This window comes from Corynebacterium sp. MSK218, from assembly GCF_030232655.1.
Classification (GTDB): Bacteria; Actinomycetota; Actinomycetes; order Mycobacteriales; family Mycobacteriaceae; genus Corynebacterium.
In genome coordinates this window covers 148,253-173,573 of record NZ_JASPGN010000004.1, presented here as the reverse complement: position 1 = coordinate 173,573, position 25,321 = coordinate 148,253, and the positions used below count along the sequence as shown (strand labels likewise).

At 58.3% G+C, this 25,321-nt stretch carries 24 protein-coding genes; 17 read left to right on the top strand and 7 right to left on the bottom strand.

All coding sequences use genetic code 11. The annotated features are described in order from the left end of the window. Positions 1–10 precede the first annotated feature (10 nt). A complete protein-coding gene (locus QP922_RS04895) occupies positions 11–1,426 on the top strand; it encodes a ribonuclease catalytic domain-containing protein (protein WP_284808148.1) in 1,416 nt (471 codons plus the stop codon). On the opposite strand, the gene QP922_RS04890 is transcribed toward QP922_RS04895, so the two are convergent. Further along, positions 1,423–2,694, bottom strand: a complete 1,272-nt coding sequence (locus QP922_RS04890) for a galactokinase family protein (RefSeq protein ID WP_284808147.1) — start codon at positions 2,692–2,694, stop codon at positions 1,423–1,425. The two genes, QP922_RS04895 and QP922_RS04890, sit on opposite strands and share 4 nt — an antisense overlap. 214 nt (positions 2,695–2,908) lie before the next feature. On the opposite strand from QP922_RS04890, the gene QP922_RS04885 reads away from it, so the two are divergent. Next, a complete protein-coding gene (locus tag QP922_RS04885; RefSeq protein ID WP_039676191.1) occupies positions 2,909–3,097 on the top strand; it encodes a hypothetical protein in 189 nt (62 codons plus the stop codon). A 133-nt stretch (positions 3,098–3,230) separates the two neighbouring features. Here QP922_RS04885 and QP922_RS04880 read toward each other — a convergent pair whose 3' ends face one another. After that, a complete protein-coding gene (locus QP922_RS04880; protein WP_284808146.1) occupies positions 3,231–4,952 on the bottom strand; it encodes a CYTH and CHAD domain-containing protein in 1,722 nt (573 codons plus the stop codon). Positions 4,953–5,063: 111 nt separating this feature from the next. Beyond that, entirely contained in the window at positions 5,064–6,137 is a 1,074-nt protein-coding gene (locus tag QP922_RS04875) for a DUF2786 domain-containing protein (protein ID WP_284808145.1), read from the bottom strand. Between the two features lie 193 nt (positions 6,138–6,330). On the opposite strand from QP922_RS04875, the gene QP922_RS04870 reads away from it, so the two are divergent. The 4 genes from QP922_RS04870 (at position 6,331) to QP922_RS04855 (ending at position 11,644) form a co-directional block, all read left to right on the top strand. Further along, complete coding sequence (locus QP922_RS04870; RefSeq protein WP_284808144.1) at positions 6,331–7,668, top strand: glutamine synthetase family protein; 1,338 nt, start codon at positions 6,331–6,333, stop codon at positions 7,666–7,668. A gap of 7 nt (positions 7,669–7,675) precedes the next feature. Beyond that, positions 7,676–10,735 (top strand): bifunctional [glutamine synthetase] adenylyltransferase/[glutamine synthetase]-adenylyl-L-tyrosine phosphorylase, encoded by a 3,060-nt coding sequence (locus tag QP922_RS04865; RefSeq protein WP_284808143.1) that lies wholly within the window; start codon positions 7,676–7,678, stop codon positions 10,733–10,735. 125 nt (positions 10,736–10,860) lie between these two features. Next, a complete protein-coding gene (locus tag QP922_RS04860; RefSeq protein ID WP_284808142.1) occupies positions 10,861–11,178 on the top strand; it encodes a Cgl2226 family protein in 318 nt (105 codons plus the stop codon). 28 nt (positions 11,179–11,206) lie between these two features. Continuing rightward, positions 11,207–11,644: a hypothetical protein gene (locus QP922_RS04855; RefSeq protein ID WP_284808141.1), complete on the top strand. Its 438-nt coding sequence runs from the start codon at positions 11,207–11,209 to the stop codon at positions 11,642–11,644. 258 nt (positions 11,645–11,902) lie between these two features. On the opposite strand, the gene QP922_RS04850 is transcribed toward QP922_RS04855, so the two are convergent. Next, complete coding sequence (locus QP922_RS04850) at positions 11,903–13,198, bottom strand: MFS transporter (RefSeq protein ID WP_284808140.1); 1,296 nt, start codon at positions 13,196–13,198, stop codon at positions 11,903–11,905. Between the two features lie 38 nt (positions 13,199–13,236). On the opposite strand from QP922_RS04850, the gene thrC reads away from it, so the two are divergent. From thrC to QP922_RS04830, 4 genes are read left to right on the top strand one after another with little or no spacing between them, the layout of a single operon-like run. Further along, the gene (thrC, locus tag QP922_RS04845) at positions 13,237–14,682 is read left to right on the top strand and encodes a threonine synthase (protein WP_284808139.1); all 1,446 of its coding nucleotides are present in this window, start codon (positions 13,237–13,239) and stop codon (positions 14,680–14,682) included. Between the two features lie 3 nt (positions 14,683–14,685). Then, positions 14,686–14,829: a hypothetical protein gene (locus QP922_RS04840; RefSeq protein WP_284808138.1), complete on the top strand. Its 144-nt coding sequence runs from the start codon at positions 14,686–14,688 to the stop codon at positions 14,827–14,829. Further along, positions 14,822–15,658, top strand: a complete 837-nt coding sequence (locus QP922_RS04835; protein ID WP_284808137.1) for a trypsin-like serine protease — start codon at positions 14,822–14,824, stop codon at positions 15,656–15,658. Before QP922_RS04840 ends, QP922_RS04835 begins: the two co-directional genes overlap by 8 nt. 18 nt (positions 15,659–15,676) lie before the next feature. Continuing rightward, positions 15,677–16,210 (top strand): NUDIX hydrolase, encoded by a 534-nt coding sequence (locus tag QP922_RS04830; RefSeq protein ID WP_284808136.1) that lies wholly within the window; start codon positions 15,677–15,679, stop codon positions 16,208–16,210. Here the strand turns inward: QP922_RS04830 and QP922_RS04825 are convergent. Continuing rightward, positions 16,189–16,563 carry a hypothetical protein gene (locus QP922_RS04825; RefSeq protein WP_284808135.1) on the bottom strand — a complete coding sequence of 125 codons (375 nt, stop codon included), beginning with the start codon at positions 16,561–16,563 and terminating at the stop codon, positions 16,189–16,191. The genes QP922_RS04830 and QP922_RS04825 overlap by 22 nt on opposite strands. Positions 16,564–16,668: 105 nt before the next feature. On the opposite strand from QP922_RS04825, the gene QP922_RS04820 reads away from it, so the two are divergent. Together QP922_RS04820 and QP922_RS04815 are read left to right on the top strand one after the other, a co-directional pair. After that, on the top strand, positions 16,669–17,262 hold the full coding sequence (locus QP922_RS04820) for an META domain-containing protein (protein WP_284808134.1): 594 nt from the start codon (positions 16,669–16,671) through the stop codon (positions 17,260–17,262). A gap of 121 nt (positions 17,263–17,383) precedes the next feature. Continuing rightward, the gene (locus QP922_RS04815; RefSeq protein ID WP_042531684.1) at positions 17,384–17,956 is read left to right on the top strand and encodes an META domain-containing protein; all 573 of its coding nucleotides are present in this window, start codon (positions 17,384–17,386) and stop codon (positions 17,954–17,956) included. Between the two features lie 30 nt (positions 17,957–17,986). Here QP922_RS04815 and QP922_RS04810 read toward each other — a convergent pair whose 3' ends face one another. Together QP922_RS04810 and QP922_RS04805 are read right to left on the bottom strand one after the other, a co-directional pair. Next, positions 17,987–18,964, bottom strand: a complete 978-nt coding sequence (locus QP922_RS04810) for an SLAC1 family transporter (RefSeq protein WP_083311835.1) — start codon at positions 18,962–18,964, stop codon at positions 17,987–17,989. Positions 18,965–19,103: 139 nt separating this feature from the next. After that, positions 19,104–19,568, bottom strand: coding sequence for a hypothetical protein (locus QP922_RS04805; protein WP_042531680.1), 465 nt, complete (start codon positions 19,566–19,568; stop codon positions 19,104–19,106). Between the two features lie 114 nt (positions 19,569–19,682). Here QP922_RS04805 and QP922_RS04800 point away from each other — a divergent pair, with 114 nt between their 5' ends. The 5 genes from QP922_RS04800 to QP922_RS04780 all read left to right on the top strand — a co-directional run. Beyond that, on the top strand, positions 19,683–21,536 hold the full coding sequence (locus tag QP922_RS04800) for an HtaA domain-containing protein (protein ID WP_070670313.1): 1,854 nt from the start codon (positions 19,683–19,685) through the stop codon (positions 21,534–21,536). Between the two features lie 10 nt (positions 21,537–21,546). Beyond that, entirely contained in the window at positions 21,547–22,593 is a 1,047-nt protein-coding gene (locus QP922_RS04795) for a heme/hemin ABC transporter substrate-binding protein (RefSeq protein ID WP_042531676.1), read from the top strand. Beyond that, complete coding sequence (locus QP922_RS04790) at positions 22,574–23,617, top strand: FecCD family ABC transporter permease (RefSeq protein ID WP_042531673.1); 1,044 nt, start codon at positions 22,574–22,576, stop codon at positions 23,615–23,617. Before QP922_RS04795 ends, QP922_RS04790 begins: the two co-directional genes overlap by 20 nt. After that, positions 23,617–24,411 (top strand): ABC transporter ATP-binding protein, encoded by a 795-nt coding sequence (locus tag QP922_RS04785; protein ID WP_042531671.1) that lies wholly within the window; start codon positions 23,617–23,619, stop codon positions 24,409–24,411. The genes QP922_RS04790 and QP922_RS04785 overlap by 1 nt, the downstream gene beginning before the upstream one ends. After that, positions 24,404–25,321 (top strand): HtaA domain-containing protein (locus tag QP922_RS04780; RefSeq protein ID WP_284808133.1); only part of this gene is annotated, 918 nt, incomplete at its 3' end. The genes QP922_RS04785 and QP922_RS04780, both read left to right, overlap by 8 nt.

The window sequence follows — 25,321 nt, the reverse complement described above, 5'->3', positions numbered from 1 at the left end:
ATGGGGCGGCATGAAGCTGTATGCCGCACCGTTGGATTTCCGCGCCATCGCGGAGGAGTTTTCCGTCCCCACCGACTTCCCCGAAGAGGTCACCACACAGGCTGCCTCCGCGCAGGACCGCTTTGCGGACCAGCGCCGCGATGCCCGCGATATTCCCCTGGTCACCATCGACCCGGTAGGTTCGATGGACTTGGACCAGGCGGTGTTCATCGAAGCCCGCGATGGCGGCTACCGCGTGCTCTATGCCATCGCCGACGTGGCTGCCTTCATCGAACCCGGCTCTGCCCTCGAAGAGGAGTCCCTCAAGCGCGGGCAGACCATTTACCTTCCCGATGAGCCCGCACGGCTGCACCCGGCTGAGCTTTCGGAGGATAGGGCCTCGCTGCTTGCCGACGTCGACCGTCCCGCCGTCCTGTGGACCTTCGACCTCGACTCCGCCGGCGAGGTGCAGGACTTCTCGGTGGAGCGCGCCCTCGTGCGCAACCGCGCACGGCTGGACTACGACCAGGTTCACGAGGATTTGGAGAATGGTTCCCTGCATTCCTCCATTGCGTTGCTACCGGAAGTAGGCAAGCTACGCCAAGCCTCCTCGTTGCGCCGCGACGCCATTAACCTCCGCCTGCCGTCTCAGCGAGTGTCCGAGGCCTCCGACTCAGAAGCAGGCGAGGACCAAGACCACTATGAGCTCATCATCGAGCCGCGCTACGAAGTCATGGACTATAACTCGGAGATTTCCCTGCTGACTGGCATGTGCGCGGGCCGCCTCATGGAATCCCATGGCGTTGGTTTCTTGCGCACCTTGGCAGCTGCTACCCCGGAAGCTGAGGCTGAGTTCCGCTCCGAAGCCCAAGCGCTGGGTTTTACTCTGGAAGGCCAATCAATTTCTGAGTTCTTGCACTCAGTCGATGCTGACTCTCCCCGCGGCATGGCAGTCATGCGCGAAGCCCAGCGCCTGCTGCGCGGCGCTGATTATGTGTGGCTCGAAGAATCTCCAGCTGACGTTCATGCGGGTATCGGCGGCTACTACGCCCACGTCACAGCGCCGTTGCGTCGACTCGTCGATCGCTTCGCCACCGAAGTCTGCCTCGCGTTAAGTGGCGGCTACGAGGTTCCTGAATGGGTACGCAACCGCGCCGGGGATGTCATCTTTACGATGCGCTCCACGTCCCAGCTGGCTTCGCAGGTAGACCGAGCCTGCCTCAATCTCACTGAGGCCACCGTGCTGGCTCCCTGGGTGGGCACCAACTTCGAGTCAGTTGTGGTCGATGGCGGCGAAAAGCGTGACAAAGCACGCCTGTTTATCTTGGAGCCGCCAGTGATGGGGGAGGCTGTGGGCCAGCCTCCCACGGGTAGCGAGACCACCGTCTCGCTGGTTAAGGCTGATGTCGCTGAGCGCGACGTGCTCTTTGCTTGGCCCGCCGACTAGCTTTCGGTCACCGCCGGTGCGCCGGCGTTCAGTGGAACCACGAGCAACCCATCCTCAGCCAAATCTGCGGCAAAGTTGGTGGCCTTAGTACTCGGGACATACGCGATGACCGCTGTTGAGGTACCCGCATGCGCTGAGCGTGCGGCAGCAGCACCGCGGGCAGTCGCCAGCTGGGCAAGCTTTTCCGCAGAATCAAAACCATAGACCGTAGCAAGGGCAGATTGCGATTGCGTCAGCAACGGGAAAAGCTCCGTGCCGCGGCGTGAGCGCAGCGCACGGGCCACGCCTTGGGCACGCTGGGTTTCCTCTGCATAAAACGTCAACCATGCCGTGGCTTGGGCAATGGTGGGCTGATTCTCAGGGCCGTGAATCTTATGGACGGCTGCCAACCAATCAAGCACACGCTGTGGTGCATCCGGCAAGAGACGTAGCGATTCCGTGCCGAAGGCATGGCAGGCGTCATCGATGAAACGCTCGCGGGCACGAATATCAGCGATCGTCTCTTCGCAGTCAAAGTCACCGGGGACAGCAAGCGCATACGCTACGAGGTCTTGGTTCACCGCATGTGGTGCCTGGGTGACGGAGCCATCGGCATAGTCGATGATGGTGATGGATTCACCCGTTCCGCGCAGTGCCGCGGAGTGACGGGCACGCAAGGCGGGGAAGCGCCCGAAAGTTCCTACCGCCTGCGAACAGACCTCAGCCAGACGTGCACGCAAAGGCGCATCGTGCGGTTCATCAGCCCCTCCCAGCAACGCAAGAGCGGTCGCAATATCGACTGCTGCAGCAGCACCCAAGCCCGCGTTGTCTGGAATGTCCGTGACCACCGTGATGTCTGCACCGGCAGTTTCGCGGGACAGCAGCTGGCGGTTGATCATCGTGTGGACGATGCCGCCCAGACGGGCTGCCAGCTCACCTTTCGGTGCAGGGGGTACAACAGGCTGGCCCTCAGAATCGACGCTGGGCTGCTGCTCGGTAGCAAGAGCGGACACCTTTTCCAAAGTGATGGAATCTTCGGTGGTGCTGCCGTCAGCGCACAGGCAGCGAACGGACACGGTGCCATCGTCTCGGGGGCTAACGGCAACTGCGGCGCGAAGATCCGCCAAGCCCATGATGGCGATGCCGCCGAAGTGGTCGATGTGCTCGCCGATGAGCGACCACGTGGCCGGGGCACTCGCGATATGTGTTGGCTCGGTGCCGACATTATCGCGGTGAGCGGTGCGTGCGCGGTCGACGACCGGTGTCGAAGGGGCAGTCCACTGGGGCATCGGGGAAGGTACTCCTTTGCTGGTGGCGATAGGTTCTCTGCACAGGTGCAGAAGAGAGTGACCTGTCTATTCTAGCCGCACGAAGCGCCGCCGGTCTGTAGTGTGGGGTGCACCGAGACCCGAAAGCCCACCTTTCCGGCCACCGCGCCAGAGAAGTGAGCGAATTCCCGCGGTTCACAGTATGAGGGATGAGCATCCCAGAATGGAGAAGACAATGGCTGACGCTGACAAGAAGTGGTTCTACGATCCCTCTACCGGTGAGGTATCACAGGGCAAGGTTTCCGGTTGGGAAAACCGCATGGGCCCCTATGACTCCCGTGAGGAAGCCGAGCACGCCATCGAGATTGCCAATGCCCGCACGGCCGCGGCCGATGCCGAGGACGCAGCCGAAGACGACTACTAAAGCAGCGCTTTTGAGCAGCATCTGCTGACAAAGAACTGACCTCGCTGAATCCCATCCACCGAGTGCCTCGCACACTGGGTGATAAGGGAAACAGTGGGGTCAGTGTCGTTCTACACCGCTCGAGTAGGCAGAGTTATTTATCCAGCTTCTTACGCAGCGGCTTGAAGGCTGACTTAATCGCCTTGAAGCTCTCTGCGTAAGCGTCGAGTGCTTCCAAGCCGATGGCACGCTCACGCTGGTAGAGCAGGCCATAGCCAAAGGTGTCTTCGCCCCGGCGACGTGCCGTTTCTGCCAGTTCAATGAGCTTGTCTCGGGACGTGACCGAATCCTGGAAGTCACCCAAGACCGACTGCATATTCTTGCAGGCCTTGTAAAGGTTCTTGGTCTTGAGGTTAGTGGCAGAGCCCGCAGCCTCAGCAGCATAGCGCAGCTTCTTGGCAGCCTTACGCATGTCGTGGAAGTACTCCTCGCGCTCATGCAAGGTCAACTCGGTGTTATCCCAGTTCTTAACCGCCTTCTTGTGGCGCTTCACCAGCTTGTCGTACGCCTGGTTGAGGTGCAGCGCCATAACGGTATCGAGGTCATGGTGCTCCGCATCCTCGCTCTTAGCATGCTTCGGCTTGGATTCCTTCGGCTGTTCCTGCTTCTCTGGAGATTCAATCTCTTCTGCCGATTCGGATGCTGCAGACTCCGCATCGGAATCAGTTGCATCGCCCTCGAACTCGGTGTCCTCACCCGCGACTGGTGGGTTGGCCAGGAAAGCATCGAGAGCATCGAGGAGGTCAAGGTACTGGTCGGAATCGAGAGCGGCAATGACGCGACGATGAGCTCGGCGGTAGTCGCGGCCCATGTCATGCGCGATGTGCTCACGGGTTGCCTCATCCAGCACATCCGAATCTTCAGATGCGAGGAGGTTCTGCCACCGTTCTTCGACAACCTCAGCATCGCGGGCAACGCCCAACATACTGGCCAGTTGCTTGAGATCCGACTCCAACCGTTCGATCTCCGGACCGACAACAATTCCGTGGAACGTTTGGAGGTGGCTGCGAAGCTCACGGGTAGCAACGCGCATCTGGTGAACGGAATCCCACTCGTCGCGGCGAACGCGTGGGTCGTACTCCACGAGCTTGTCGCGGTTAGCCTTGAGCGCGTTTACAACAGCAGCAGCGGGGGAGTCCGGGTCAAGATTCGGCACTGCAAGAGCCGGCGGCAACGCAACATTGTTGATGGAGTCACCCAAGGCTGACTTTAGCTTCGACGGTGAAGACGACACGCGAGCCCCAGAGCTAATGAGGAGCGAAGTGGCGTGACGAAGGAGTGAGCCGCCCTTCTTGGTGGCAGGAAGTTCTCCCGCGAGTTCAACTTCCCATTCGCGCCATGCACACTGCGTGCCGCCGGGAAGGAAGGAGAAAGCGGTGACGTGGTCATCGCAGAACTCCGCGACAGGCTGGTCAGTGTCGTCGACCAACAACAACTCGGTGCGGTTGTTGTCGACCTGTGCGATGGGGGCCAGAGGATGATTGCGGATTACAGAGCGAACTTCGTGGATGAGTTCTGCCGGAACCTCGTAGCGGCCGTCAACCGGCTCGCCCAACTCGGCACGAATCTCAGTGCGTCCCGCATCGCCTGGAATCTTGATGTGCCAGCCATCATCATTGCCGCCTGTACGACGACGCAACGTGATTTTCGCATGGGTAAGGCGAAGATCCTCGGTGTCATAGTAAATCGCGGACATCGAGTGATGACGGGTTTCTGCGACTCGTGCGACCTCTTCGAGCTGGGTGAGATCAGGTACCGGGGTGGATTCGTCCACGGCGAACTTGGCTTCGACTTCTAAGAACGTCTTCGGAGACATACACACACCTTCGTCGGGAGGAGGGATAGTTCATTTTCGGGCGGAAAATGCCCTGTCTTATGTATCTAGTTTACCTGGGTACGGGACCCATTTGTGCGTCCTTCTATTTGCTTAGCGTGTTAACTGTCGGCGTCCTTTCACCCCTGCAGAATCGCCGCTGAGGCGAGATTTTTCGGCCGCAGATGCCCCTGCGGAGACGCCGGCATGGCTTCCCATGGCCAGAGATATCGTCCGTGCGCGTGGAAAGTAGCGGTCACGGATTGCCTCTGCATCGAGTCTTCGCTGATCCAGAGCATGAAGTGCGCGACGCGATTGAGCTAGTGCGTTTTGAGCACCCTGCTGTGTTGACGGTCCTGAGTCAGTGTCGTCAGCGTCCTGAGGCGTAAAAGACTTATTAGCTTCATCGAGGAGTTCTCCAATGCGAGAAGCGTAGGACAAGATAAAGCTGCGGCGGTAGGAAGCGAGGTTGCCTAGCTGCTGCGCAGTCTCGGCGTGTTCGCCGTGGCGCATATGCCAATCGCACTGCCGTTGAAGAGATGTGAAGAGATCGATGACATGGTCGAGGTCATCTTCAGCGCCGAAAATAGTGATAATTCCCTTAGGATGAAGTTGTAGCGCGGAGCAGCCATTTCTGTCCGCGATGACGCTGAGCAACGTCGATTGATGGTTGATATATGGCGCGCTGATGTGGATTCGTTTGGAGACGAATTTTATAGGGGAATCGCTACACAGTCCGTCGAGGCGATGCTGTTGCTGAAGGCTTTGAGCTTTGGCAATGAGCGCACTGGCTTCTTCCTCGTACGGAGTCGACTCTGCCTTCTTGAGAAGATTGATGATTTTGGTTCGAATCTTTTCTTCCTTGCTGTTGCGTAAAGGACTGGAATTGGTCTTCTCTGCGAGAACATCGACGTCACGCAGCCAAGGAAGTCTCGTTACCTCTTCAACGAGAGTCTCCACCTCTTGAGTAGTCATACTCATGGATGTTGGTGGTTCGAGGGTGAGCCATTCTTTGCGGAGTACCGTAGACGTAATGTGGGCCGGTATACGGCCAGCGGCACGGTAGATAATGGGGTAGCAGTAGCTGCCAAGCACGTGGAGAAGGTCTTTGGGAGACCAGCCATGTTGAGCCGCGCTAATGACGAGCTCAATACCTCTGTCACTGAGAGCTGAGTAGTAAGCGTTCATGATTGTCCTTTTCTGTTTGGTACATGTGTTCGGTGTGTGATGCTATTCAAGCATGCTGCCTGGAGAAGGGGCTGTAAATTAGAAATTCCTTGCCCCCGAGTTACTCTTGCGAACAGGAAGAACGTTTGGCGGTGCGGGGGCAATCCTGGCGACTTTCAGCTTGGGCGCGGCGCCCGCCGGTAGGGTTTAAAGCATGAACAGCCAACACGAATTCGTCCTCCGCACGGTTGAAGAACGCGATATCCGCTTTATTCGTCTGTGGTTTACTGACATCCTGGGCGCCTTGAAATCCGTGGTGATGAGCCCCTCGGAACTGGAATCTGCGTTTGAGGAAGGCGTTGGCTTCGACGGCTCATCGGTCGAGGGATTCTCGCGCATCTCTGAAGCAGACACCATCGCGATGCCGGACCCATCGACATTTCAGATCATGCCCTTCGATAAAGACGAGCCGGAGCTATTGTCGGCGCGCATGTTCTGCGATATTGCCCAGCCTGATGGCCAGCCCTCGATGGTGGATCCACGCCATATTCTGCGCCGGCAAGTTACCGAGGCCGCCAACGAGGGCTTTACCTGTATGGCCTCGCCGGAAGTAGAGTTTTATCTTCTCGAGGATGCCCGCGATATCAATAACCTCGTTGCGACGGACAACGGCGGGTACTTTGACCAGGCCACTCATGACAACGCGCCCAGTTTCCGTCGTCGCTCCATGTATGCATTGGAGTCCATGGGGATCGCTACGGAATTTAGTCACCACGAAACCTCCCCAGGGCAGCAGGAAATTGACCTCCGTCATGCGGATGTGCTGACGATGGCAGACCACATTATGACCTTCCGATACGTCATCAAGGAGGTAGCCTCTCAGCAAGGCGTGCATGCCACCTTTATGCCCAAGCCTTTCGAGCACCGTTCGGGCTCCGGTATGCACACGCACTTGAGCCTCTTTGAGGGTGACTCGAATGCCTTCCACGATCCGGATGACGAAATTTCTCTGTCGGAAACGGCAAAGCAATTTATTGCTGGAATTCTCGAGCATGCCGTCGAGATGACCGCAATCACCAACCAGTGGACAAACTCCTACAAGCGCCTCATGTTCGGTAGCGAAGCTCCGGGGTCGGTGACCTGGGGAGTATCCAACAGGTCTGCACTCGTGCGTGTGCCCACGTACCGCCTGTCCAAGGAAATGTCGCGCCGGGTAGAAATTCGTTCGCTGGATTCGGCAATGAACCCCTACTTGGGCTACGCGGTGCTGCTCGCCGCAGGTCTTCGAGGAATTAAGGAAGGATACGAGCTTGGAGATCCAGCAGAAGACGATGTCCACCAGCTGACGCGACGGGAACGCCTCGCAATGGGCTACAAGGATTTGCCTACGAGCTTGGATCAGGCGCTTCGTGAATTTGAGCGCTCTGAGTTTATGGCGGAAGTCTTGGGAGAGCATGTCTTTGAGTACTTCCTGCGCGCTAAGTGGGATGAATGGCACGAATACCAGCAGCAGATTACGGCCTTTGAACTGCGCCACAACCTGAACTTCTAGGAGAAGCATGCGTCCTGCATCTGTACCGTCACCGGCAACTCTCGGGCTGACGAGGCCAACTGCTGCCGAAGACCTTGCTCAATTAGGGTGGGACAACGCCGAGTCACTCGATGTGCTGTGGACTTTGGCTGCGGCAGGCGATCCTGACATGGCGCTCAATACCCTCATGCGGGTTGTTGACGGAGCACCCGAGGTCATTACCGCGATGCAGGAAGACGAGACTTTCCGCGTGCGTCTTATTGCACTACTCGGTGGTTCTTCAGCCTTTGGTGACCATCTTGCAGCGCACCCAGAAGCATGGAAAGAACTGCAGCGAGCGCTGCCGACGCCTACCGAGATGCTTCATACCCTTCTCACAACGGTGGGAGCAGAACCCGCAACCTTTGCTCAAGAGCCAGAGCGCCCCGATTCCGCGAGTAAAGATCTGACAACCCCCGGAACCTACCGCGCCACACCAGGAGACCATAAGGCGCAACTCAAAACCGTGTACCGCACTCTGATGATGCGCATCGCCGCGCACGACCTTGCTGGTACCTTTCACTCGCGAAAGGGACAGTCGCGACCGCAACCTCGCGTCGGTTTCCGCGAGGTGACGCGGCTTACGACAGCTCTGGCAGACGCCGCATTGACGGCCGCTCTAGCCGGCGCAGTTCGCGTTGTCTATGGTGATCAACCGCTTGATGCGCAATTGGCCGTCCTGGCAATGGGCAAGTGTGGAGCAGGGGAGCTTAACTACATCTCAGACGTTGACGTCATCTTCGTTGGTTCGGACGCCTCGCCTCGAGTAACGCGCTTGGCTTCAGAGTTCAATCGCATCGGCTCGGCCTGCTTCTTTGAGGTCGACGCGAACCTGCGACCAGAGGGAAAATCTGGCGCACTAGTACGAACCTTGGATTCGCACGTTGCGTATTACAAGCGGTGGGCAGAAACGTGGGAGTTCCAGGCACAGCTCAAGGCACGTCCACAGACCGGGTATCTCCCGCTCGGGGAAGACTACCTCGACGCAATCGGACCCATGGTCTGGACGGCATCCCAGCGTGAGTCCTTTGTAGAGGATGTTCAAGCCATGCGTCGTCGCGTCCTCGAGAATGTACCGGAGGACATGCGCCATCGCGAGCTCAAACTCGGCGAAGGCGGCTTGCGCGATGTTGAGTTCGCAGTGCAATTGCTTCAGTTGGTGCATGGGCGCTCTGATGAAACGCTTCGCTCGCTGGCCACCGTCGATGCGCTCGCAGCTCTTGTGCGTGCGGGCTACGTGGGGCGAGAAGACGGCACACAGCTCATTGAAGCTTATGAGTTTTTGAGGTTGCTAGAGCACCGTCTACAACTGGAGCGATTCCGCCGCACGCACACAATGCCGGCAAATGATGATGCCGCTGCACTTAAGTGGCTTGCTATTAACGCAGGTTTTCACTCCCACGGCCAGCAATCAGCCGCGGACAGAATGAATGAGCATCTGCGAAAAATCCGCTTGCTCATTTCAGAACTGCACTCGCGCCTGTTCTATCGCCCACTTCTCAACTCTGTGGCGTCGATGTCGGCAGACGAGCTCAAACTTTCCCGAGAAGCCGCGCTTTTGCAGCTCGCAGCTTTGGGATACCGGCACCCAGATCGCGCCTTCGAGCATCTCACATCCTTGGCGGCAGGCAGCTCACGCAAGGCCCGTATCCAGGCCATCTTGCTGCCCACACTGATGGAATGGCTCTCCGCTACTGCAGACCCCGACATGGGGCTGTTGAACTACCGCAAACTATCGGAAGCAGCCTATGACCGTAACTGGTTCCTGCGCATGTTGCGTGATGAAGGTGTCGTAGGACAACGCCTCATGAAGATTCTGGGCACCTCGCCGTTCACATCGGAGCTCATCATCAAAGCGCCAGATGTGGTCAAGCAGCTTTCTGATGGAGCAGCCGGGCCGAAGCTACTGGAGACTAAGCCGGAGCAGGTGTCGAAGGCACTCATCAATTCGAGCAAGCGTCATGCCAATCCGGATAAGGCTGTGGCCGTCGCGAGGTCGCTGCGCCGCGTGGAACTTGCCCGTATTGCGTCAGCAGACCTTCTCGGATTCCTACCGGTCCAGCAGGTGTGTCACGAGCTTTCCACGATCTGGAATGCCGTCCTTGAAGCTGCACTGAGGGCTGAAGTCCGCGCGTGGCGGATAGACAACGAGGATGCGGAACCTCCTGCACGTATCGCGGTCATCGGCATGGGGCGTCTAGGCGGAATGGAGCTAGGCTTTGGCTCGGACGCTGACGTCATCGTCGTTGCTGAGCCCACTGAAAGCAAGGAGGAATCAGAGGCCATGGCGTGGGCCATTGGCATCATCGACAAGCTGCGTCGTCGCCTTGCCAAACCCTCTGGAGACCCGCCACTTGAGGTCGATTTGGGCCTGCGGCCTGAAGGAAGGTCAGGTGTCGTAGCACGCTCGATTGAATCTTATGAGCGCTACTACTCGCGATGGGGCGAATCCTGGGAAATGCAAGCCCTGTTGCGCGCCGCCTTTGTTGCCGGCGATGAGGCAGTAGGAGAGCGGTTTATGGCCATGATCGATACGTTCCGCTACCCAGACAAAGGAGCGAGCGAGAAGACGCTTCGTGATATTCGTCGTATGAAGGCACGCGTAGATAATGAGCGCCTGCCGCGCGGTGCTGACCGCAATACCCACACCAAGCTGGGGCGAGGTGGTCTGACCGATATCGAGTGGACCGTACAGCTGCTGCAAATGATGCATGCACACGAGGTACCGGAGTTACATGATCCTTCCACGCTCCGCGTGCTGGATGCGCTGGAGGAACATGAGGTTATTCCGGCACAGCAGGTCCAGGAGCTGCGTGAAGCCTGGTTATTGGCCACCGATGCCCGAAATGCTTTAGTCCTTGTTCGCGGCAAACGCGTGGACCAATTACCGGCACCAGGACCGCAGTTGGCGCAGGTCGCTGGCGCTGCGGGATGGGCGCCAGAGAATAACCAAGATTTCCTCGAGCACTATCTCAAAGTCACACGCCATGCCCGCAAAGTGGTGGATGAGGTGTTCTGGGGAGAAGCGGAGTCCTTTGAACATGACTAAACCGATTCCCTAAAAATCTATATCCTTAGCACTAGGAAAAGATTTTCCCACTGCTCACATCCTGAAGACCCACAAAAGCACAAACAACAGACCACACTCAATCCACAGAGAAGGAACACCACACCATGAGCCTTAACCTTTCCCTCGATCTGAACGATGCCACCCTCGCTGACCTTGAAGCATTTCTCGCCGCAGCGCGGGCTGCCGATAGTGATCCGCACGCAGCGCTGAGTGTGGATGGAACGGTGATGCGGGTGGACGTCGATAAGCCACGCGTGCGCCCAGTCGAACCGCAGAAGGACGCACAGCAGCGCTCACACTTTGACCGTCCCGTTGCCGAAAACACCATCCGTTCCATCATTGATGCCCTTTCCGAGCGCCTCGACCGTCCGTACCCGCCGCGTGGCAGCTCCTTTGGCACGTTTGACCCCGACACGGATTAAGCCGTGCGGATGAGAGCGAACTAGACTGATGGGCGTGAAGTCCAAGCAAATTATCGCCGTGTGGATCGCGGTGGTGCTGGCGGTTGTCGCTGTTGTCGTCACTGGTTGGTGGGTGACAGAGCGTCAGCAGGTATCCGAAGGTGCTCTCACCGTCAAGGACGTCGTCGATGGCGGAGTGCCCCAGGACCAATCGCTTAACGCGTACGTGGATCCAGCGGAGCAAGACCGCATCGTGGCGTTGGCAGAAGCGCTCGGCATCCCCGCGGAATCCGTGCCGCGCGGAATCCTCTCGGTGTCCTCAGATGTGTATCGCTCCCGTCAGATTCTCAAAGCTGAGCTGGATAAAGCCGTGGCGAACGACAAGATCACCAAGGAGGATGCCGCGGGCACACTCGCCGCTTTCGACGCCGGCCTGGTGACCCCGGCCATGGGGCCTATCGTCGCCGAATCCAACCCGGCGCATTAAACCCCCAGCTTCTGGCAGGTAGTCGGCAGAAACCCAGCACGCTCTTGGCAGGAGGACGCCTTATTCTCAAACGCACAGATAACGAAACGATAAAGGTTGGTGCGTTGACGTGGAGAAACGGCGACAACTGCGAGAGTTCCTGCGAACCGTGTGCGGCGTAAGCCTCGCTATCCTCGTTCCCATCGGCGGGGGATTGGGAATGTTCGCGGTGGCGAATGGGGTGCCCTTGGAGGCGTCGATAAGCGCGCTGCCCGCAGGCTAACCCACCTGCACGATGGTGGCGCGTGGGCCAGAGTCCTTTCCACGCAAGAAATGGGTCACGATGACGCCCACGATTCCTATGCACCACACGCCCAGCACTGCGAACGCAGCAAGCTTGAAATCCGTCATGGGGTAGTCCGGGCCGTGACCCAGGTGGTCGAGCGCCACGCCAAACAGTTGCGCGCCGAGCATGGAGGAGATGAACCCGCCCATATTCCCCAGGCCAGTCGCGGTGGCCACCACGGTGCGGTCAAGGTTTTCCCGCACGATATCGAAACCATAGTTCGCCACGGGCGTGCACAACGACACCAGGCTGATGAGGATAAACAAGGACAAGTAGCTGCCGCCCGCTAGGAAGAAGACAATCCAAACAGTGATATTAACCGCGACGAAACCAAGCGTGAGCCACGGGCGATAGCCACTGGCACGGGAGGAAATCTTGCCGTGGAGAGGTCCAACGAGGACCATGCACACACTAAACCAGGTGAGTACCCAGCCAGCCTCCGTTTTGGAAAAGCCCAGACCCGCGGTCATCATCGGCATCCCCCACAGCATGACGAAAACATTGGTGGCAGCGAGTCCCACCCAGTGGATAAAGAAAGCCTGCCAGGCCACCGGGGAACGCAGCACCGAGGCCAGCAGCGAGCCCAAGCGGCGCGGCTGAGCATTGGGGCGCTCCTTCGGGGCAGAAACAATCCCCAGTGTTTCGGGCGAATCTGCCACCGCCACCGCGGCGGCCACAGCGATGAGGATGCCCACCGCGCCCAAGGTGACGAAGGCTGTAGTCCACCCGGCCCACCCCAGCACCAGGGAGAACGGGATGGCAGACATGAACTGGCCCAGCTGACCCAGCGATGAGGTCACCTGCGTGAACATGGGAGTGCGGTGCAGTGGAAACCAATAAGGGAGGATACGCATCACCGAAAGGAAGGCAGTGGCATCGCCTAAGCCGATTAAAATGCGCGCGGCGATGGCAACCCAATAGTTGGCGGTAAAACCCAACACCACTTGGCCGATGCCCATAATGACGGAGCCGATGACGAGCAAGCGCCGAGGCCCAAACTTATCAATGAGCAACCCAGTAGGAATCTGCGCGAGAGCATAAACGCCCAGCTGAACCGAGGTAAATACCGCAATCCGGGAGGCGTCCACCTCAAAGCGGTCAATAGCTTCCAACCCGGCCACGCCGAAGGAGGTACGGCCAGTCATCGCCACGATGTACACCAGCATCGCGGCAACCCACACAGACAGGGCTTTAGTGGTGATGACTTCGCGAGGATGAGGAGCCGACATGGCTGATACTTTACGCCCAACCCACTAAGATGCAGGGGGTGAAGTACATTTCGACCCGAGACACCGACCGGCAGCCGGCTTCCTTTACGGACATCCTCTTGGGAGGCCTGGCTCCTGACGGAGGCCTGTACCTGCCGGAATCCTACCCGCGCATCGACGATGCCACTCTGACCGCGTGGCGCCAGACGCTCGCGGAAGGCGGGTACACAGCGCTGGCTGCGGAGGTACTGAAGCTCTTCGTGGATGATATTCCGGAAGAGGATCTCGAGGCTATCGCACAGCGCGCTTACACCTTCCCGAAGTTCGCCAACGAGGAGATCGTCCCGGTCAGCGAGCTGGGAGAGGGCTTGTACATTGGCCACCTTTCTGAGGGGCCCACCGCTGCGTTCAAGGATATGGCGATGCAGATGCTCGGCGAGCTCTTCGAGTACGAGCTGGTGCGCCGTGGCGAAACCCTCAATATTCTGGGCGCTACCTCGGGCGATACGGGTTCTTCTGCGGAGTACGCCATGCGCGGGCGTCAGGGCATCCGCGTGTTCATGCTGACCCCTGCCGGGCGGATGACCCCGTTCCAGCAAGCTCAGATGTTCGGTCTGGATGACCCCAACATCTTCAACATCGCCCTCGATGGTGTCTTCGATGATTGCCAGGACGTGGTTAAGGCTGTGTCTGCTGACGCAAACTTCAAGGTTCAGTACCGCATCGGCGCGGTGAATTCCATCAACTGGGCTCGCCTCATGGCGCAGATTGTCTACTACATCAACTGCTACCTCAAAGTCACCGCGGAAAACACCGAGAAAGTCTCCTTCAGTGTCCCGACCGGTAACTTCGGTGATATTTGTGCCGGGCACATTGCCCGCCAGATGGGTCTGCCGATTGACCGTCTCATCGTGGCCACGAATGAGAACGACGTCTTGGATGAATTCTTCCGCACGGGTAATTACCGTCCGCGCTCCTCGGCGCAGACGCACAAGACCTCCTCGCCGTCGATGGACATTTCCCGTGCCTCCAACTTTGAGCGTTTCGTCTTCGATCTGCTGGGCCGCGATGCCGCGCAGGTGGACGAGCTTTTCGGTGCCAAGGTGAAGGAAGGCGGGTTTAGCGTCGACAAGCGCGTACTCGACGCTGCCCACGCGGACTATGGATTCCTGTCTGGTGCCTCGACGCACGCAGACCGTCTTGCCACCATCAAGGACGTGCACGAGAAGTACGATGTCCTCGTCGACCCGCACACCGCGGACGGCATCAAGGTGGCCCGCACGGTCAAGGAAGAATACGGAGTGGAAAGCCCCATTGTGTGTCTTGAGACGGCCCTGCCGGTGAAGTTCTCCGAGACCATCGTGGAGGCCATCGGTGAAGAACCGGTGGTTCCTGAGCGCTTCCAAGGCATCCTCGACGCTGAGCGCCACGTCAAGGATCTGCCGAATGATGCGGCAGCGGTGAAGGATTACATTATGGCGTCGATTAGCACAACGGAGGTCTAAACCATGGCACAGGAACAGTTCTCAGGACCGGAATACTACACGGAGTTTGATCCAGAGAAGTTCATCCGTGACATGAAGCAGGTTGCGGAGATGGAAAAAGAAAAGGCCAAGAACACGGAAGAGGCTAGCCCAGAGAAGGATGGCTAGGCGCATCCTCCCCGGCGTCCTGTGCGCCGTGGGGCTAGCTACGGCCTCCTGCGTCTCTGTGGAGGAACCCCTCTCTGCGGCAGGCAGCGCGCCGTATTCGACCGTGGTGGCCGCACCACCGCGGGCAACAACGCCGGAATCATCTCCGGTGCCGCCAGGTGCCGCCTTGGACGTCAGCTCCGGTGAGCCCGTTCCAGGTGAGAATTTCGACTTCAACCTGTGCACGGTGGCCTGGAGCTTTGTGTTTGGCGGCGAACGCACGATCGCCGTCACCGCCTCCCATTGCGGTGAGCCTGGCGATACCGTGTGGGCCGGCAACGCCGAAGGGGAATTCACATACCCGGCTGAGCCTGTGGGCACCATCATCTATTCCGATCTGTCGGCGCCGGAAACGCACGAGCTCGACTTCGCGTTGGTGGAGATTACCCGCGACATTGACTTCTACGCACCGCAGGACATGCCCACCTCCGTCGCCGCGGCAGGGGAGAGCACCTTGCCTGACCAGGTGTGCAAGCTGGGGCGCATCACAGGAGAGACGTGTGGGCAGCTCACGCACCGCGAAGGTCCAGGCAAGCTCACGTATGGGGAACGCACGGTGGATACGATGTCCGCGCGGGCGCAGGCCTGCTCAGCCCGCGGCGACTCTGGCGCGCCGGTGTATGGCGCACCGGGAACCCCGCAGGAAGGGGTCATCGTGGGCGTGCTTTCTGGGACGACGGATGCGGCTATCGACGGCGCCGAGTGCGCGCCCGATGCCGGCGCGGAAATGTCCTTTACTGTGGCCGCCGATATTGAAGCTCTCCTCCCGGGAATTCTGGAAGCCCTCTAAACCAGTAGGATAAAAGCCATGCCCACTCCTGAGTATATTCTGTCCTTGCGTGAGAAAATTGGTCACGACCAGCTCTTCCTTCCCAGCGTGACCGCGATTATTGTGCGGGCGGTTCCTACCGGTTCTGCGATATGGGAGCTGCCTTCAGTGCTGCTGGCCCAGCGAGCCGATAATGGCATGTGGGCTCCCGTCTCCGGTATCTGTGAGCCGGGTGAGGAGGTCACGGCGACTGCACTGCGTGAGGTCAAGGAGGAAGTGGGCCTCGATGGTCGCATCGAAGCGCTCCTCGGCGTGGGCCAGGTGGGCCCAGTAGTCTGCCCCAATGGGGATAAGTGTCTCTACATGGATACCGCCATCCGGGTCTCCGTGCCGGATGATGCGGAGCCGGTTATCTCCGACGAAGAGAACCTGGCCGCCCAGTGGTTCTCCGTGGCGCAGATGCCGACGTCCGTCAGCGCCCGCCACCGCATGATCATCGGGGATGCCGTGGCGCAGATGAAGCACCCGCAGGGCTTCCGTCCTCGCATGGGCTACGTCAAGCGCAACCAGTAAGCCAGCTCTTTCGGCTCCGTCACCACAATCACCTCGCCGTCGGCGATGGAGTCCTCTAGTTCTTCTCGGCTAATCCACGGGCTGTGCTTATCGACGCCCACCACGACCCGCTGTTCCACCGTCATCAGCAGCTGTCCATGACAGGAAAGCGCGAAGAACAGGGCGGTATCACTAAGCCCATAGCTCCATGCCGTGGCATACACATCCCGCGCACCTGGACCCAGGTAGGAGGTTTCGAGCAGCAGATTGCCGCGGCGCAGATAGATGCCTTCCCTGGGTAAGCCTGCAAGCAGGTTGCGCACCGCATCAACGTTGGCGCGGTCGAGGGCAATAAAGGTCAGTGGTAGCGGCATGGCGAAGCTGGGAGAAGGATTGATTCCTTGGCGGAAGCATAAAGTAGTAGCACAAACTAATGAAATCCCTTGAGGTGTGGGTGTGGTGCTCTTTAGGGTAAAACCATGATGTCACACACACTCAAGAAAGCGACCATTGCAACTTCACTCGCAGCACTGACCTGCGGCGCCCTCGGCACCGGCGTTGCTGGTGCTGCGGAACCGACCTCCGCTAACCCTTTCGCCTCCAGCTCCAGCCAGATCGAAGAGCTGAGCTCTAAGCTGTTTGGCAACAAGGGCGGCAACAATGACGGCGGCAAGGATGATGAGAAGGGCTCCGGCCTCATCGAGAAGTATGAGGAGGTCGACGGCTTCAAGGACAAGCTTCCTGCCGATGAAGCGAAGAAGGCGATTGTCGGCACTTTCAAGGCCAAGAAGAACGATGCCGTATCTGTCACCTTCAACGAGGACGGCACCCTGTCCTACAACGATGGCTGCAACCACGGTTCTGGCACCTACCACTTCGACGGGGCTGATGCGATTGTCATTGACAATCTCACTGAGACCAGGATGGCATGCGATAAGCCGGTGATGGCTGATGCCCAGGATTTCAAGTCGATTCTAGAGATTAAGCCTGCAGTCTTCCCTATCGACGATTCCACCTATGCCTTGGGCGCCCAGGGTATTGTCATTCAGTTCGTCAAGTCTGAAGACAAGTAAAATCTTGCCGGTGCGTGTCAAAGCTGTGAGACAAATGGTTTCCTTGGGGAAAGTATAAAGTTGTAGTACAAACCCATGAAAAGCCTTGTGTTTGTAGCGTGATGCTTTTTAGGGTGAAACCATGTTGACGCACACATTCAAGAAAGCGACCATTGCAACCGCGTTCGCAGCACTGACCTGCAGCGCCTTTGGCACCGGCGTTGCTGGTGCTGTGGAATCTGCCCCCACCAACCCCTTCGCCTCCGGCTCCAGCCAGTTCGCACAGCTGAGCTCCAAGATCTTTGGCGGCCAAGATGATGAGAAGGGCTCCGGCGTTGTCGAAAAGATCGATGACGTCGAGGGCCTGAAGGCACCACTCTCTGCCGATGAGGCCAACAAGGTTCTCCTTGACGGCCCGTTTGAAGCCAAGAAGAACAAGAACATCACCATCGGCTTCCAAGAAGACGGCACCGTTGCCGTTGATGACGGCTGCAACGGCGGCAGCGGCACCTACGCGGTCGACGAAAAGAACGGCACCGTGGAATTGAAGGACGTGATGACCACGAAAAAGGGCTGCGAAAAGTCCGTGATGGAGGATGCTAAGGCATTCACCGATCTTGTCTACGCCAAGCCACACGTCTACGCCATCGACGATTCGACCATTGCCTTCGTCACCCAGGGACACGTCATTCAGTTCGTCAAAGCTGCGGAGTAAATAAAGTAAACAAACTGCGCTGCACGGTGGCTAGCCCGCAACGGGCTGGCCACTTTCTTTTGTGCGTTCAGCAATTCGGCGGCCCTCGATTGCCCAGCTGACAAAGCGGCTGGAACAGGCTGTCCAGTGAACAATGAGCAAGATAGGCAGGCTCAGGGAGATGAGATCTAAAAGCTCAGAGCCGTTGACGAGAGCGACTTGGTGGCCTCCCATGCTCACCGTTCCCGGCGGGAAGGTGCATGCCCACCAGGCCGGTGTGTACTCCGCCCACCGTACGACGTTGGGGTAGAACTTCGCCATTGCCCACAGAGCAAGGGGGATAGCGATAATCATCGCGGTGAGACCGTAGTACACGGAGAACTTACCTGGGTAGAGGATCTGCATCGCAGTGGTGGACTGTCCCACCACACCCAGCGGCACCCAGGCGGTGGCGGAGTTCGGGCCACTGAGATCCACTTTGCTGTGCCACGCGGCCCAGTACACACGGATGAACGTTGGGACGGCCGTGAGAATCGACATGGCGAAAAAGCCCGTGCCCAACAAGTGATAGAACTGGCCGTAATCGCGGGCACAGAACCCGGCGACAGAGGAGGAAATCATGGGTCCCACCAGCGGCAATCCCCAGGTAAACCGTGGCTGGCCGTCGAAGCGGGTGAGCTGAATAGCCCACGTGACAACGGTGACGGGAGCACCGATCCAGAAACCCACGAGCCGGAACGCTGGAATACCCGTTAGACCCGACAGTGCCGCGCCGAGCGCCAAGATTCCAATAAAGTACATCGACCATTCCGCCATTGTTGTGCGCGCAAAGCTGGGCTGGCGGTAGCGCGCAAAACCGATGGTGAGAACCAAGAAGATGACACAGGCAATGCCAGCAAACACGGCGGAGCCAATCATCAAACCGTTTTCGACAAGGAGGCGGGATACGATCGAGGTACCCATGAGACTGCCTCCCCAAGCGGGGCCAGGCGGCGGCAATTGGCGGAATCTATCAGACACAGATGGCATGGTAGCTGTATTCCCCGCCTACTGTCCTATTGATGTGCTGAACTTTGCGGAACCGGGCTCCTGTGGGGTGGGTAACCTGCCCATTTGTGCCTGCTAGCTTCAAGGATCGGGCTCGCGGCATCACGGAAGCTCGGGGTTGTTATGGGTTTGAATCAGGTCCTTCAGGTACATCCGTGCGACGAGCTTGTATAGCCGGCATGTACCACGTTACAGCGGCTGCCAGGATAGCCACTGCGGAAGCGCTCCATGTGAGAAACTCATCAGGGGTAAACCACCACGCGGATACGGCGAGTGCACCGAGCACGAGCCATAAAGCGGGGATAAGGGGGCTAGGGTTTTCCACCCATGGTTCTTGGGGGAACCGGCTACGCGCTTCGGCACGGATGCGCCGGGGAGTCTTTCGGGAAAGCGTCCAAACGCAGCCCACAACAAACACCAGCCCTGCGCCAGCGATGAGTAGGTCTCCCTTCACTCCGCCGAACATGAAAACGCCGACGGCGAACGCTAACGCCACGCGTTCCGACAGAGTAGGGGGGAACTTTTGGGCCGGATCTACGTCGGGGTAGATGCTCCTGAAGATATCGGTGTGGGGGTGGCTGTGCATGCTGTTTCCTCCGGTTTAGTTGATATGTTGACAAACCTGTTAATTTAGGGCAGGCTGACCTTACCAAGGCAAGCCTAGCCTATAATTAGTCCTGGATGAAACAAGGTTCTCAACATGATTCGCAATCTCTGGCGCTCAGCATGCGGTGTGATGATCGCAGCTCCCCTTGCTCTCGGCGCCGTTCCATTTTTGAACAGCGCCCCGGTAGCTCACGCAGAGACTTCCTGTACGTGGAACTGGGGGATCAAGCAATCCTTCCGAAGCTACATCAAAGGCAATATCGCCCGCGGCGGCTGGGGAGCCAGCGGTATCGGCTTTAGCGGTGATGAAAAAGGCAACGGTGCTTTTGTGTTCCAAGCCAGCGCGCCCACGTCCTCTGGCGGTACAGTCACCATCCCGTTCCAAGGCACGCTGAACTTCACAGGACATGACGGGGTTCTCGACATGACAATGTCGGACTTCAAGGTCATTGCTTCCGGTGACCAAGCAAAAGTGACGGTTGACTACGTTTCTTATGAACTGAACCGAAGCAACTACACCCGCGGGGCCCAGATTAAGGGCGACGATGAGGTCATCGCCACCATTAATCTGCAGGAGCCTGTCAAGGACAACGGCTCGGCAGTGAACCTGACGGGAACCACGTCTCTTAGCGCCGGGGGAGTCAAGCTCTTCACGGGCTTCTATGAGCAGGGCGAAGAACTCGATCCTTCCTCAGGCACCATCGCGTTGGATGGATCCTGCTCTGGTTCCGGCGGTGCAGCCGACAATGGATCTGGCTCGAAACGGCAGCTGAACTCTATTACCGGCAATTTTACGGGCTTCAACAAGGAAGTCATGGCTATGTTGTCCGAAACCAACGACACCATGAACGGTGTCACCACGTTTATGGGTAATACCCAAGCCTTCTTGGACGAGCTGGACTCATTCAAGAAGCGAGGCGACACCAACTCGGCTGCGGCTCCAGCGGTGTCGGCTAGCGCGCAGTCTGGCAACTCTACCTCCGGTAGCACCAGTACCCCGGGCCGAAGCGCCAACAGCCTTCCAGAAACAGCAGCAGTTGGCAACGGATCCAGCGTGGGAGCGTCGACAGCTGGAGTGCCTAACTCCGGTGCTTCGGGGGCGACGAGCTCGGCGGATTCTTCGTCAGGGGCAGCCTCTGCAGCCAACGAAACCTGCCAAGCCACCGGTGTGACCCAAGCTAGGGCGCAGTGGGGAGTGAAGAAGTCATTCCAGTCCTATATCACCGGCTCCATTGCGCAAGGAAAATGGGATCTCTCGGGAGTCGGATACAGCAATAGTAGATTCCAGTTTTCCGGCAACTCAGGCGCAGTTAAGGACGGCGCGGGTTCCGTGCGCTACGGCGGAAGCATCCAGTTCACCGGCCACCACGGCAAGCTCGACCTCAATATTGCGAATCTAGAAATCTCCTTCAACGGTAAAACCGGAAAACTAATCGGCGACGTGCGCTCCTCCAACATGGAAGGCGAGAAGAAGGACTTCGGACGCACCGCCATCGCCGACTTGAATTTCACGTCTCTGGAAGTGGGGACAGATGCCGTTTCGGGTGAAGCAACAGTATCCCTGACTGACGTTGGCTCCAAGGCATTCGCCGAATTCTATGAACCTGGAACACAACTCGATCCGCTAAGTTTCAACGCCAGCCTGGGCGGAAACGCCGATTGCAACGACGCTGTTGGCGGCAATAGTGGTGGCGGCTCGTCCAGTGCGGGAGACAGTGCCGGCTCCGAGGCGAAGGGCAGTGGCGGCGTCAACTCCGAAGCAGTAGACAACGCGCTGGCCAGTGACTCGTCGCAGGGCTACGAAGATGGTTCAAAGAAATTCCAGATCAAGTCCGCGAACTCCGAGAACGGCACCACCGATGACCTAGTTACCTACCTCCTCCTGTTCATCGCCGGGCTCATTATCGCCGGAGGCTCCACCAGCCGCCTCATTATGAACAACTCCTAGAAAGATCGCCGTGAAACTTCTCCTACGTCTCCTTTTCCCGCTTCTGTGCATCGTGGGATTGACTGCCTGTGGCGTGCAAGGAAGCTATACAGACCAGCTACCGGACCCGCAGGACCTTTCCGACCCGCGCTCCTTCGAAGGCGTTACTGAGGTAAGTGACTTCGCCGATATCGAGCCGGTAAGTACTAAAGTCCAGCCCGCCCTTCCGGTGGAACTTACTGACGCTGATGGTTATGACGTCTCCGTCACGGACGTCTCGCGGATTCTGGCGCTCGATATTTATGGGACCTACACCAAAACGCTGAGTGGATTGGGGCTCGCGGACAATATCGTTGGCCGCACCGTCTCTTCCACTGAACCGAATCTGGCGGATCGTCCTGTCGTGACTGAAGGCGGCCACAATATCAATGTTGAGGCAGTCCTAGAACTTAATCCGACGCTCGTTATCGTGGACCACTCCATTGGGCCCCGTGATGCGATCGATCAGATCCGTGAAGCAGGCGTGACCACTGTGGTCATGGAACCGCAGCGGACCATCGACTCGGTTGACGAAGACATCATTACGCTGGGTGAGACCGTCGGGCTTCCGGACGAGGCCCGCAAGTTATCAGAGCGCTCCATCAAGGAAATTGATGAGTCGAAGGAAGCCATTAAGACCATTGCCCCCGAGGAACCAATGCGTATGGCCTTCCTCTACGCCCGCGGGAACGGTGGCGTGTTCTTCATCATGGGGGAGGGGACCGGCGCCCAAGACCTCATCGAAGGAATAGGGGGAGTCGACCTCGCTGCGGAGAACAACCTTTCTTATGCCGAACCTGCTAACGCAGAAGCGCTGGCCCGCATCAACCCAGAGGTGATCATCATGATGACCGATGGTTTGAAATCCACTGGCGGAGTCGACGGACTACTGGAACGTCCTGGTGTGGCTCAGACCATTGCTGGTCAAAAGCAGCGCATCGTCACCATTCCTGACGGCCAGTCCCTGGCCTTCGGCCCCATGACCGGTCAGACACTGGTCAAACTCGCAAAGGCTGTATATGACCCAGACAATGCATAGCGACGTCTTCACACGACGCCGCACTCAGCGGATATCGGTATTCATATTCTTAGCGGTGCTTGCTGTTCTAGCGGGACTCATCTCGATCGTCCTCGGACAGTACTACATTGCGCTTTCTGATCTGTTCCCGATTCTGGCCTTAGGGCCGGGGCAAGAGTCCCTCACAGCCAGCGTGGTATGGAATATTCGCCTGCCGCGCTTGGTTTTGGGGCTACTCGTAGGTGCTGCTCTAGGCGTTGCCGGCACGTTGATGCAGGCCATCTTTGCCAATCCTCTGGCGGAGCCATCCATCATCGGAGTGACCTCCGGTGCAGGTGTTGGGGCGGCTGTAGCATTCGTCTTCAACCTCACCTTCGTGGGAACTTTCACTGTGCCAGCGCTGGCTTTCTTGAGCGCACTTTTAGTTACTTTCATTATCTACCAACTTGCACGCTATAACGGTCGCGTCACGGTGGTTCACCTGATCCTCACGGGTATCGCCATTAATGCAGTGTGCAATGCAATCATCTCCTTCATGGTGTACCTAGCACCGACCGCCAACCGGGAAGCCATCATTTTTTGGCAGATGGGTTCGTTCAATGGCTCGCAGTGGAAGCACGTATGGGTTGTTTTTCCCATCGTCCTTATCGGTATAGCAGTAGCCCTGCGTTTGGGCAGGCAACTTGACATTCTTGCGCTGGGCGAACGCGCTGCTGTGCACACTGGCGTAGATGTGTCTGTGTTGCGCATCGTGGCAATTGTGGCATCCGCAGTGCTTACCGCAGCTGCTGTGTCCTTCGCCGGCCTCATCGGCTTCGTTGGGCTCATCGTTCCCCACTTGTTACGCAGCATCGTAGGACCGCAAAACCACATCCTCATTCCTGCATCCGCCTTAGGTGGTGCGGTGCTCATCGGCTTTGCGGATGTGGCAGCACGAACCTTGATTCCCTTTGCGGACCTCCCAATCGGTATTTTTACCGCCTTAGTTGGCGGACCGACCTTCTTCATCCTGTTGCGCCGCATGATGCGAAAGGGGGTGCACTGATGCTGAACGTGGACAACCTCACCGTCCAAGTCGACGGGGTTACCCTCGTTGACAGCGTGACCTTTAATGCCCGGCCAGGCGAGGTCACCGGACTAATTGGCCCGAATGGTGCGGGGAAGTCAACTGTCCTTGGCGCGATCGCGGGTGATATCGACTTCTCCGGTGAAATCAGTGTCGGCGGTTTGTCGCCGAAGACCTCGCCCCGTGAGCTCGCACGCAAACGTGCGGTGATGCTTCAGGATGTTTCGGTGTCCTTTGAATTTCTGGTACGCGATGTTGTCGCGATGGGCCGCCGCCCTTGGCGCGGAACGCCCCACGCCGAACTTGACGAGCAGTTTATCGAAGCTGCCCTTGAAACAGCTGGAGCCGCGCATCTCTCCGGACGCGATATCAGCACGCTTTCCGGTGGTGAACGTGCGCGGGTGGCCTTTGCCCGTGTTCTTGCACAAAATACTCCAATAATCCTGCTGGATGAACCGACAGCGGCCCTCGATATCCGCCACCAAGAACAGCTACTGGGTTCTGCGAAAGCCCTAGCCCGCGAGGCAGGAGTAACCGCACTCGTGGTGCTCCATGACCTGAACGCGGCAGCCGCATATTGCGATCACATCGTGTGCGTCTCACGCGGGGGGATCGCAGCTCAAGGGCGCGTGGCGGAGGTTTTCACCGGTCCCATCTTGTCAGAGGTGTACGGCTGGCCGATCTCCGTCGACGGGCTGCAGGTACAACCACAGCGTGCCGCGCCCACAATCAATTCATTTTTCTCGCATCAACTGGAGGACTTCCATGTTTAAAAAAATCTTGGTGACCGCTATCGCAGCGACGGCGATTACTGTGCCGCAGGCAACCGCGGCAGAAGCAGAATCCTGCACCATCGAATCCGGCACTTTCAACTGGGGTATCAAGCACTCCTGGCGCTCCTACATCAAGGGACGAATCGCTAACGGTGACTGGGAGACGACCGGAACGGTGAAGGAAAACGGCGATCCGACAGGCAGCGATTTCACCTTCGGTTTCGAAGTCGATCCGGAAGCGTCCACAGTCTCTGTGGACGAGGCCGGCAATGTCACTGCATCGAAGATCAAGGCCAAGGACTCTTCGATTACTTTCACTGGACACCACGGAGCGCTGTACTCCAAGATGACGAACCCATTCGTGCAGACCGAAGGCGATAAGGCCCAGCTCGGCTCCGGCTACGAGGCCTACTTTGTTGAAGGCAAGCACATGACGCAGTACACCCCGGAGGACCGCGTTGAAGCCAACAAGCGTACTGGTGAAGGGGCGTTCGGTCAAGGTAAGGCACAGTGGAGCAAGGACGGCGATACTCTCACGCTTAATGCTTCCGACGTGATGTACGAGCGACAGCCCGGAACGAATGATTCTGGTGACGTCGAGGGCGTTGACTTCCTGTTCATGGGTATGTACAGCCACGACTACAACCCAGAGGTGGACAGCGCGCAGCTGACCCTCAATCTCGCCCCGGGCTGCGGCCAAGAGAAAGACAATGACGAGGTTCCGTCCGAGGGGGAGAAGCCGAAGTCCCAGGTTCCGTCCGAGGGGGAGAAGCCGAAGCCCCAGGTTCCGTCCGAGGGGGAGAAGCCGAAGTCCCAGGTTCCGTCCGAGGGGGAGAAGCCGAAGTCCCAGGTTCCGTCCGAGGGGGAGAAGCCGAAGCCCCAGGTTCCGTCCGAGGGGGAGAAGCCGAAG

Excerpts from the sequence above, each read along its gene's own strand:
- QP922_RS04895 (WP_284808148.1), top strand. The coding sequence starts at position 11 with ATGAAGCTGTATGCCGCACCGTTGGATTTCCGCGCCATCGCGGAGGAG.
- QP922_RS04890 (WP_284808147.1), bottom strand. The coding sequence starts at position 2,694 with ATGCCCCAGTGGACTGCCCCTTCGACACCGGTCGTCGACCGCGCACGC.
- QP922_RS04885 (WP_039676191.1), top strand. The coding sequence starts at position 2,909 with ATGGCTGACGCTGACAAGAAGTGGTTCTACGATCCCTCTACCGGTGAG.
- QP922_RS04880 (WP_284808146.1), bottom strand. The coding sequence starts at position 4,952 with ATGTCTCCGAAGACGTTCTTAGAAGTCGAAGCCAAGTTCGCCGTGGAC.
- QP922_RS04875 (WP_284808145.1), bottom strand. The coding sequence starts at position 6,137 with ATGAACGCTTACTACTCAGCTCTCAGTGACAGAGGTATTGAGCTCGTC.
- QP922_RS04870 (WP_284808144.1), top strand. The coding sequence starts at position 6,331 with ATGAACAGCCAACACGAATTCGTCCTCCGCACGGTTGAAGAACGCGAT.
- QP922_RS04865 (WP_284808143.1), top strand. The coding sequence starts at position 7,676 with ATGCGTCCTGCATCTGTACCGTCACCGGCAACTCTCGGGCTGACGAGG.
- QP922_RS04860 (WP_284808142.1), top strand. The coding sequence starts at position 10,861 with ATGAGCCTTAACCTTTCCCTCGATCTGAACGATGCCACCCTCGCTGAC.
- QP922_RS04855 (WP_284808141.1), top strand. The coding sequence starts at position 11,207 with ATGGGCGTGAAGTCCAAGCAAATTATCGCCGTGTGGATCGCGGTGGTG.
- QP922_RS04850 (WP_284808140.1), bottom strand. The coding sequence starts at position 13,198 with ATGTCGGCTCCTCATCCTCGCGAAGTCATCACCACTAAAGCCCTGTCT.
- QP922_RS04840 (WP_284808138.1), top strand. The coding sequence starts at position 14,686 with ATGGCACAGGAACAGTTCTCAGGACCGGAATACTACACGGAGTTTGAT.
- QP922_RS04835 (WP_284808137.1), top strand. The coding sequence starts at position 14,822 with ATGGCTAGGCGCATCCTCCCCGGCGTCCTGTGCGCCGTGGGGCTAGCT.
- QP922_RS04830 (WP_284808136.1), top strand. The coding sequence starts at position 15,677 with ATGCCCACTCCTGAGTATATTCTGTCCTTGCGTGAGAAAATTGGTCAC.
- QP922_RS04825 (WP_284808135.1), bottom strand. The coding sequence starts at position 16,563 with ATGCCGCTACCACTGACCTTTATTGCCCTCGACCGCGCCAACGTTGAT.
- QP922_RS04820 (WP_284808134.1), top strand. The coding sequence starts at position 16,669 with ATGATGTCACACACACTCAAGAAAGCGACCATTGCAACTTCACTCGCA.
- QP922_RS04815 (WP_042531684.1), top strand. The coding sequence starts at position 17,384 with ATGTTGACGCACACATTCAAGAAAGCGACCATTGCAACCGCGTTCGCA.
- QP922_RS04810 (WP_083311835.1), bottom strand. The coding sequence starts at position 18,964 with ATGCCATCTGTGTCTGATAGATTCCGCCAATTGCCGCCGCCTGGCCCC.
- QP922_RS04805 (WP_042531680.1), bottom strand. The coding sequence starts at position 19,568 with ATGCACAGCCACCCCCACACCGATATCTTCAGGAGCATCTACCCCGAC.
- QP922_RS04800 (WP_070670313.1), top strand. The coding sequence starts at position 19,683 with ATGATTCGCAATCTCTGGCGCTCAGCATGCGGTGTGATGATCGCAGCT.
- QP922_RS04790 (WP_042531673.1), top strand. The coding sequence starts at position 22,574 with ATGACCCAGACAATGCATAGCGACGTCTTCACACGACGCCGCACTCAG.
- QP922_RS04785 (WP_042531671.1), top strand. The coding sequence starts at position 23,617 with ATGCTGAACGTGGACAACCTCACCGTCCAAGTCGACGGGGTTACCCTC.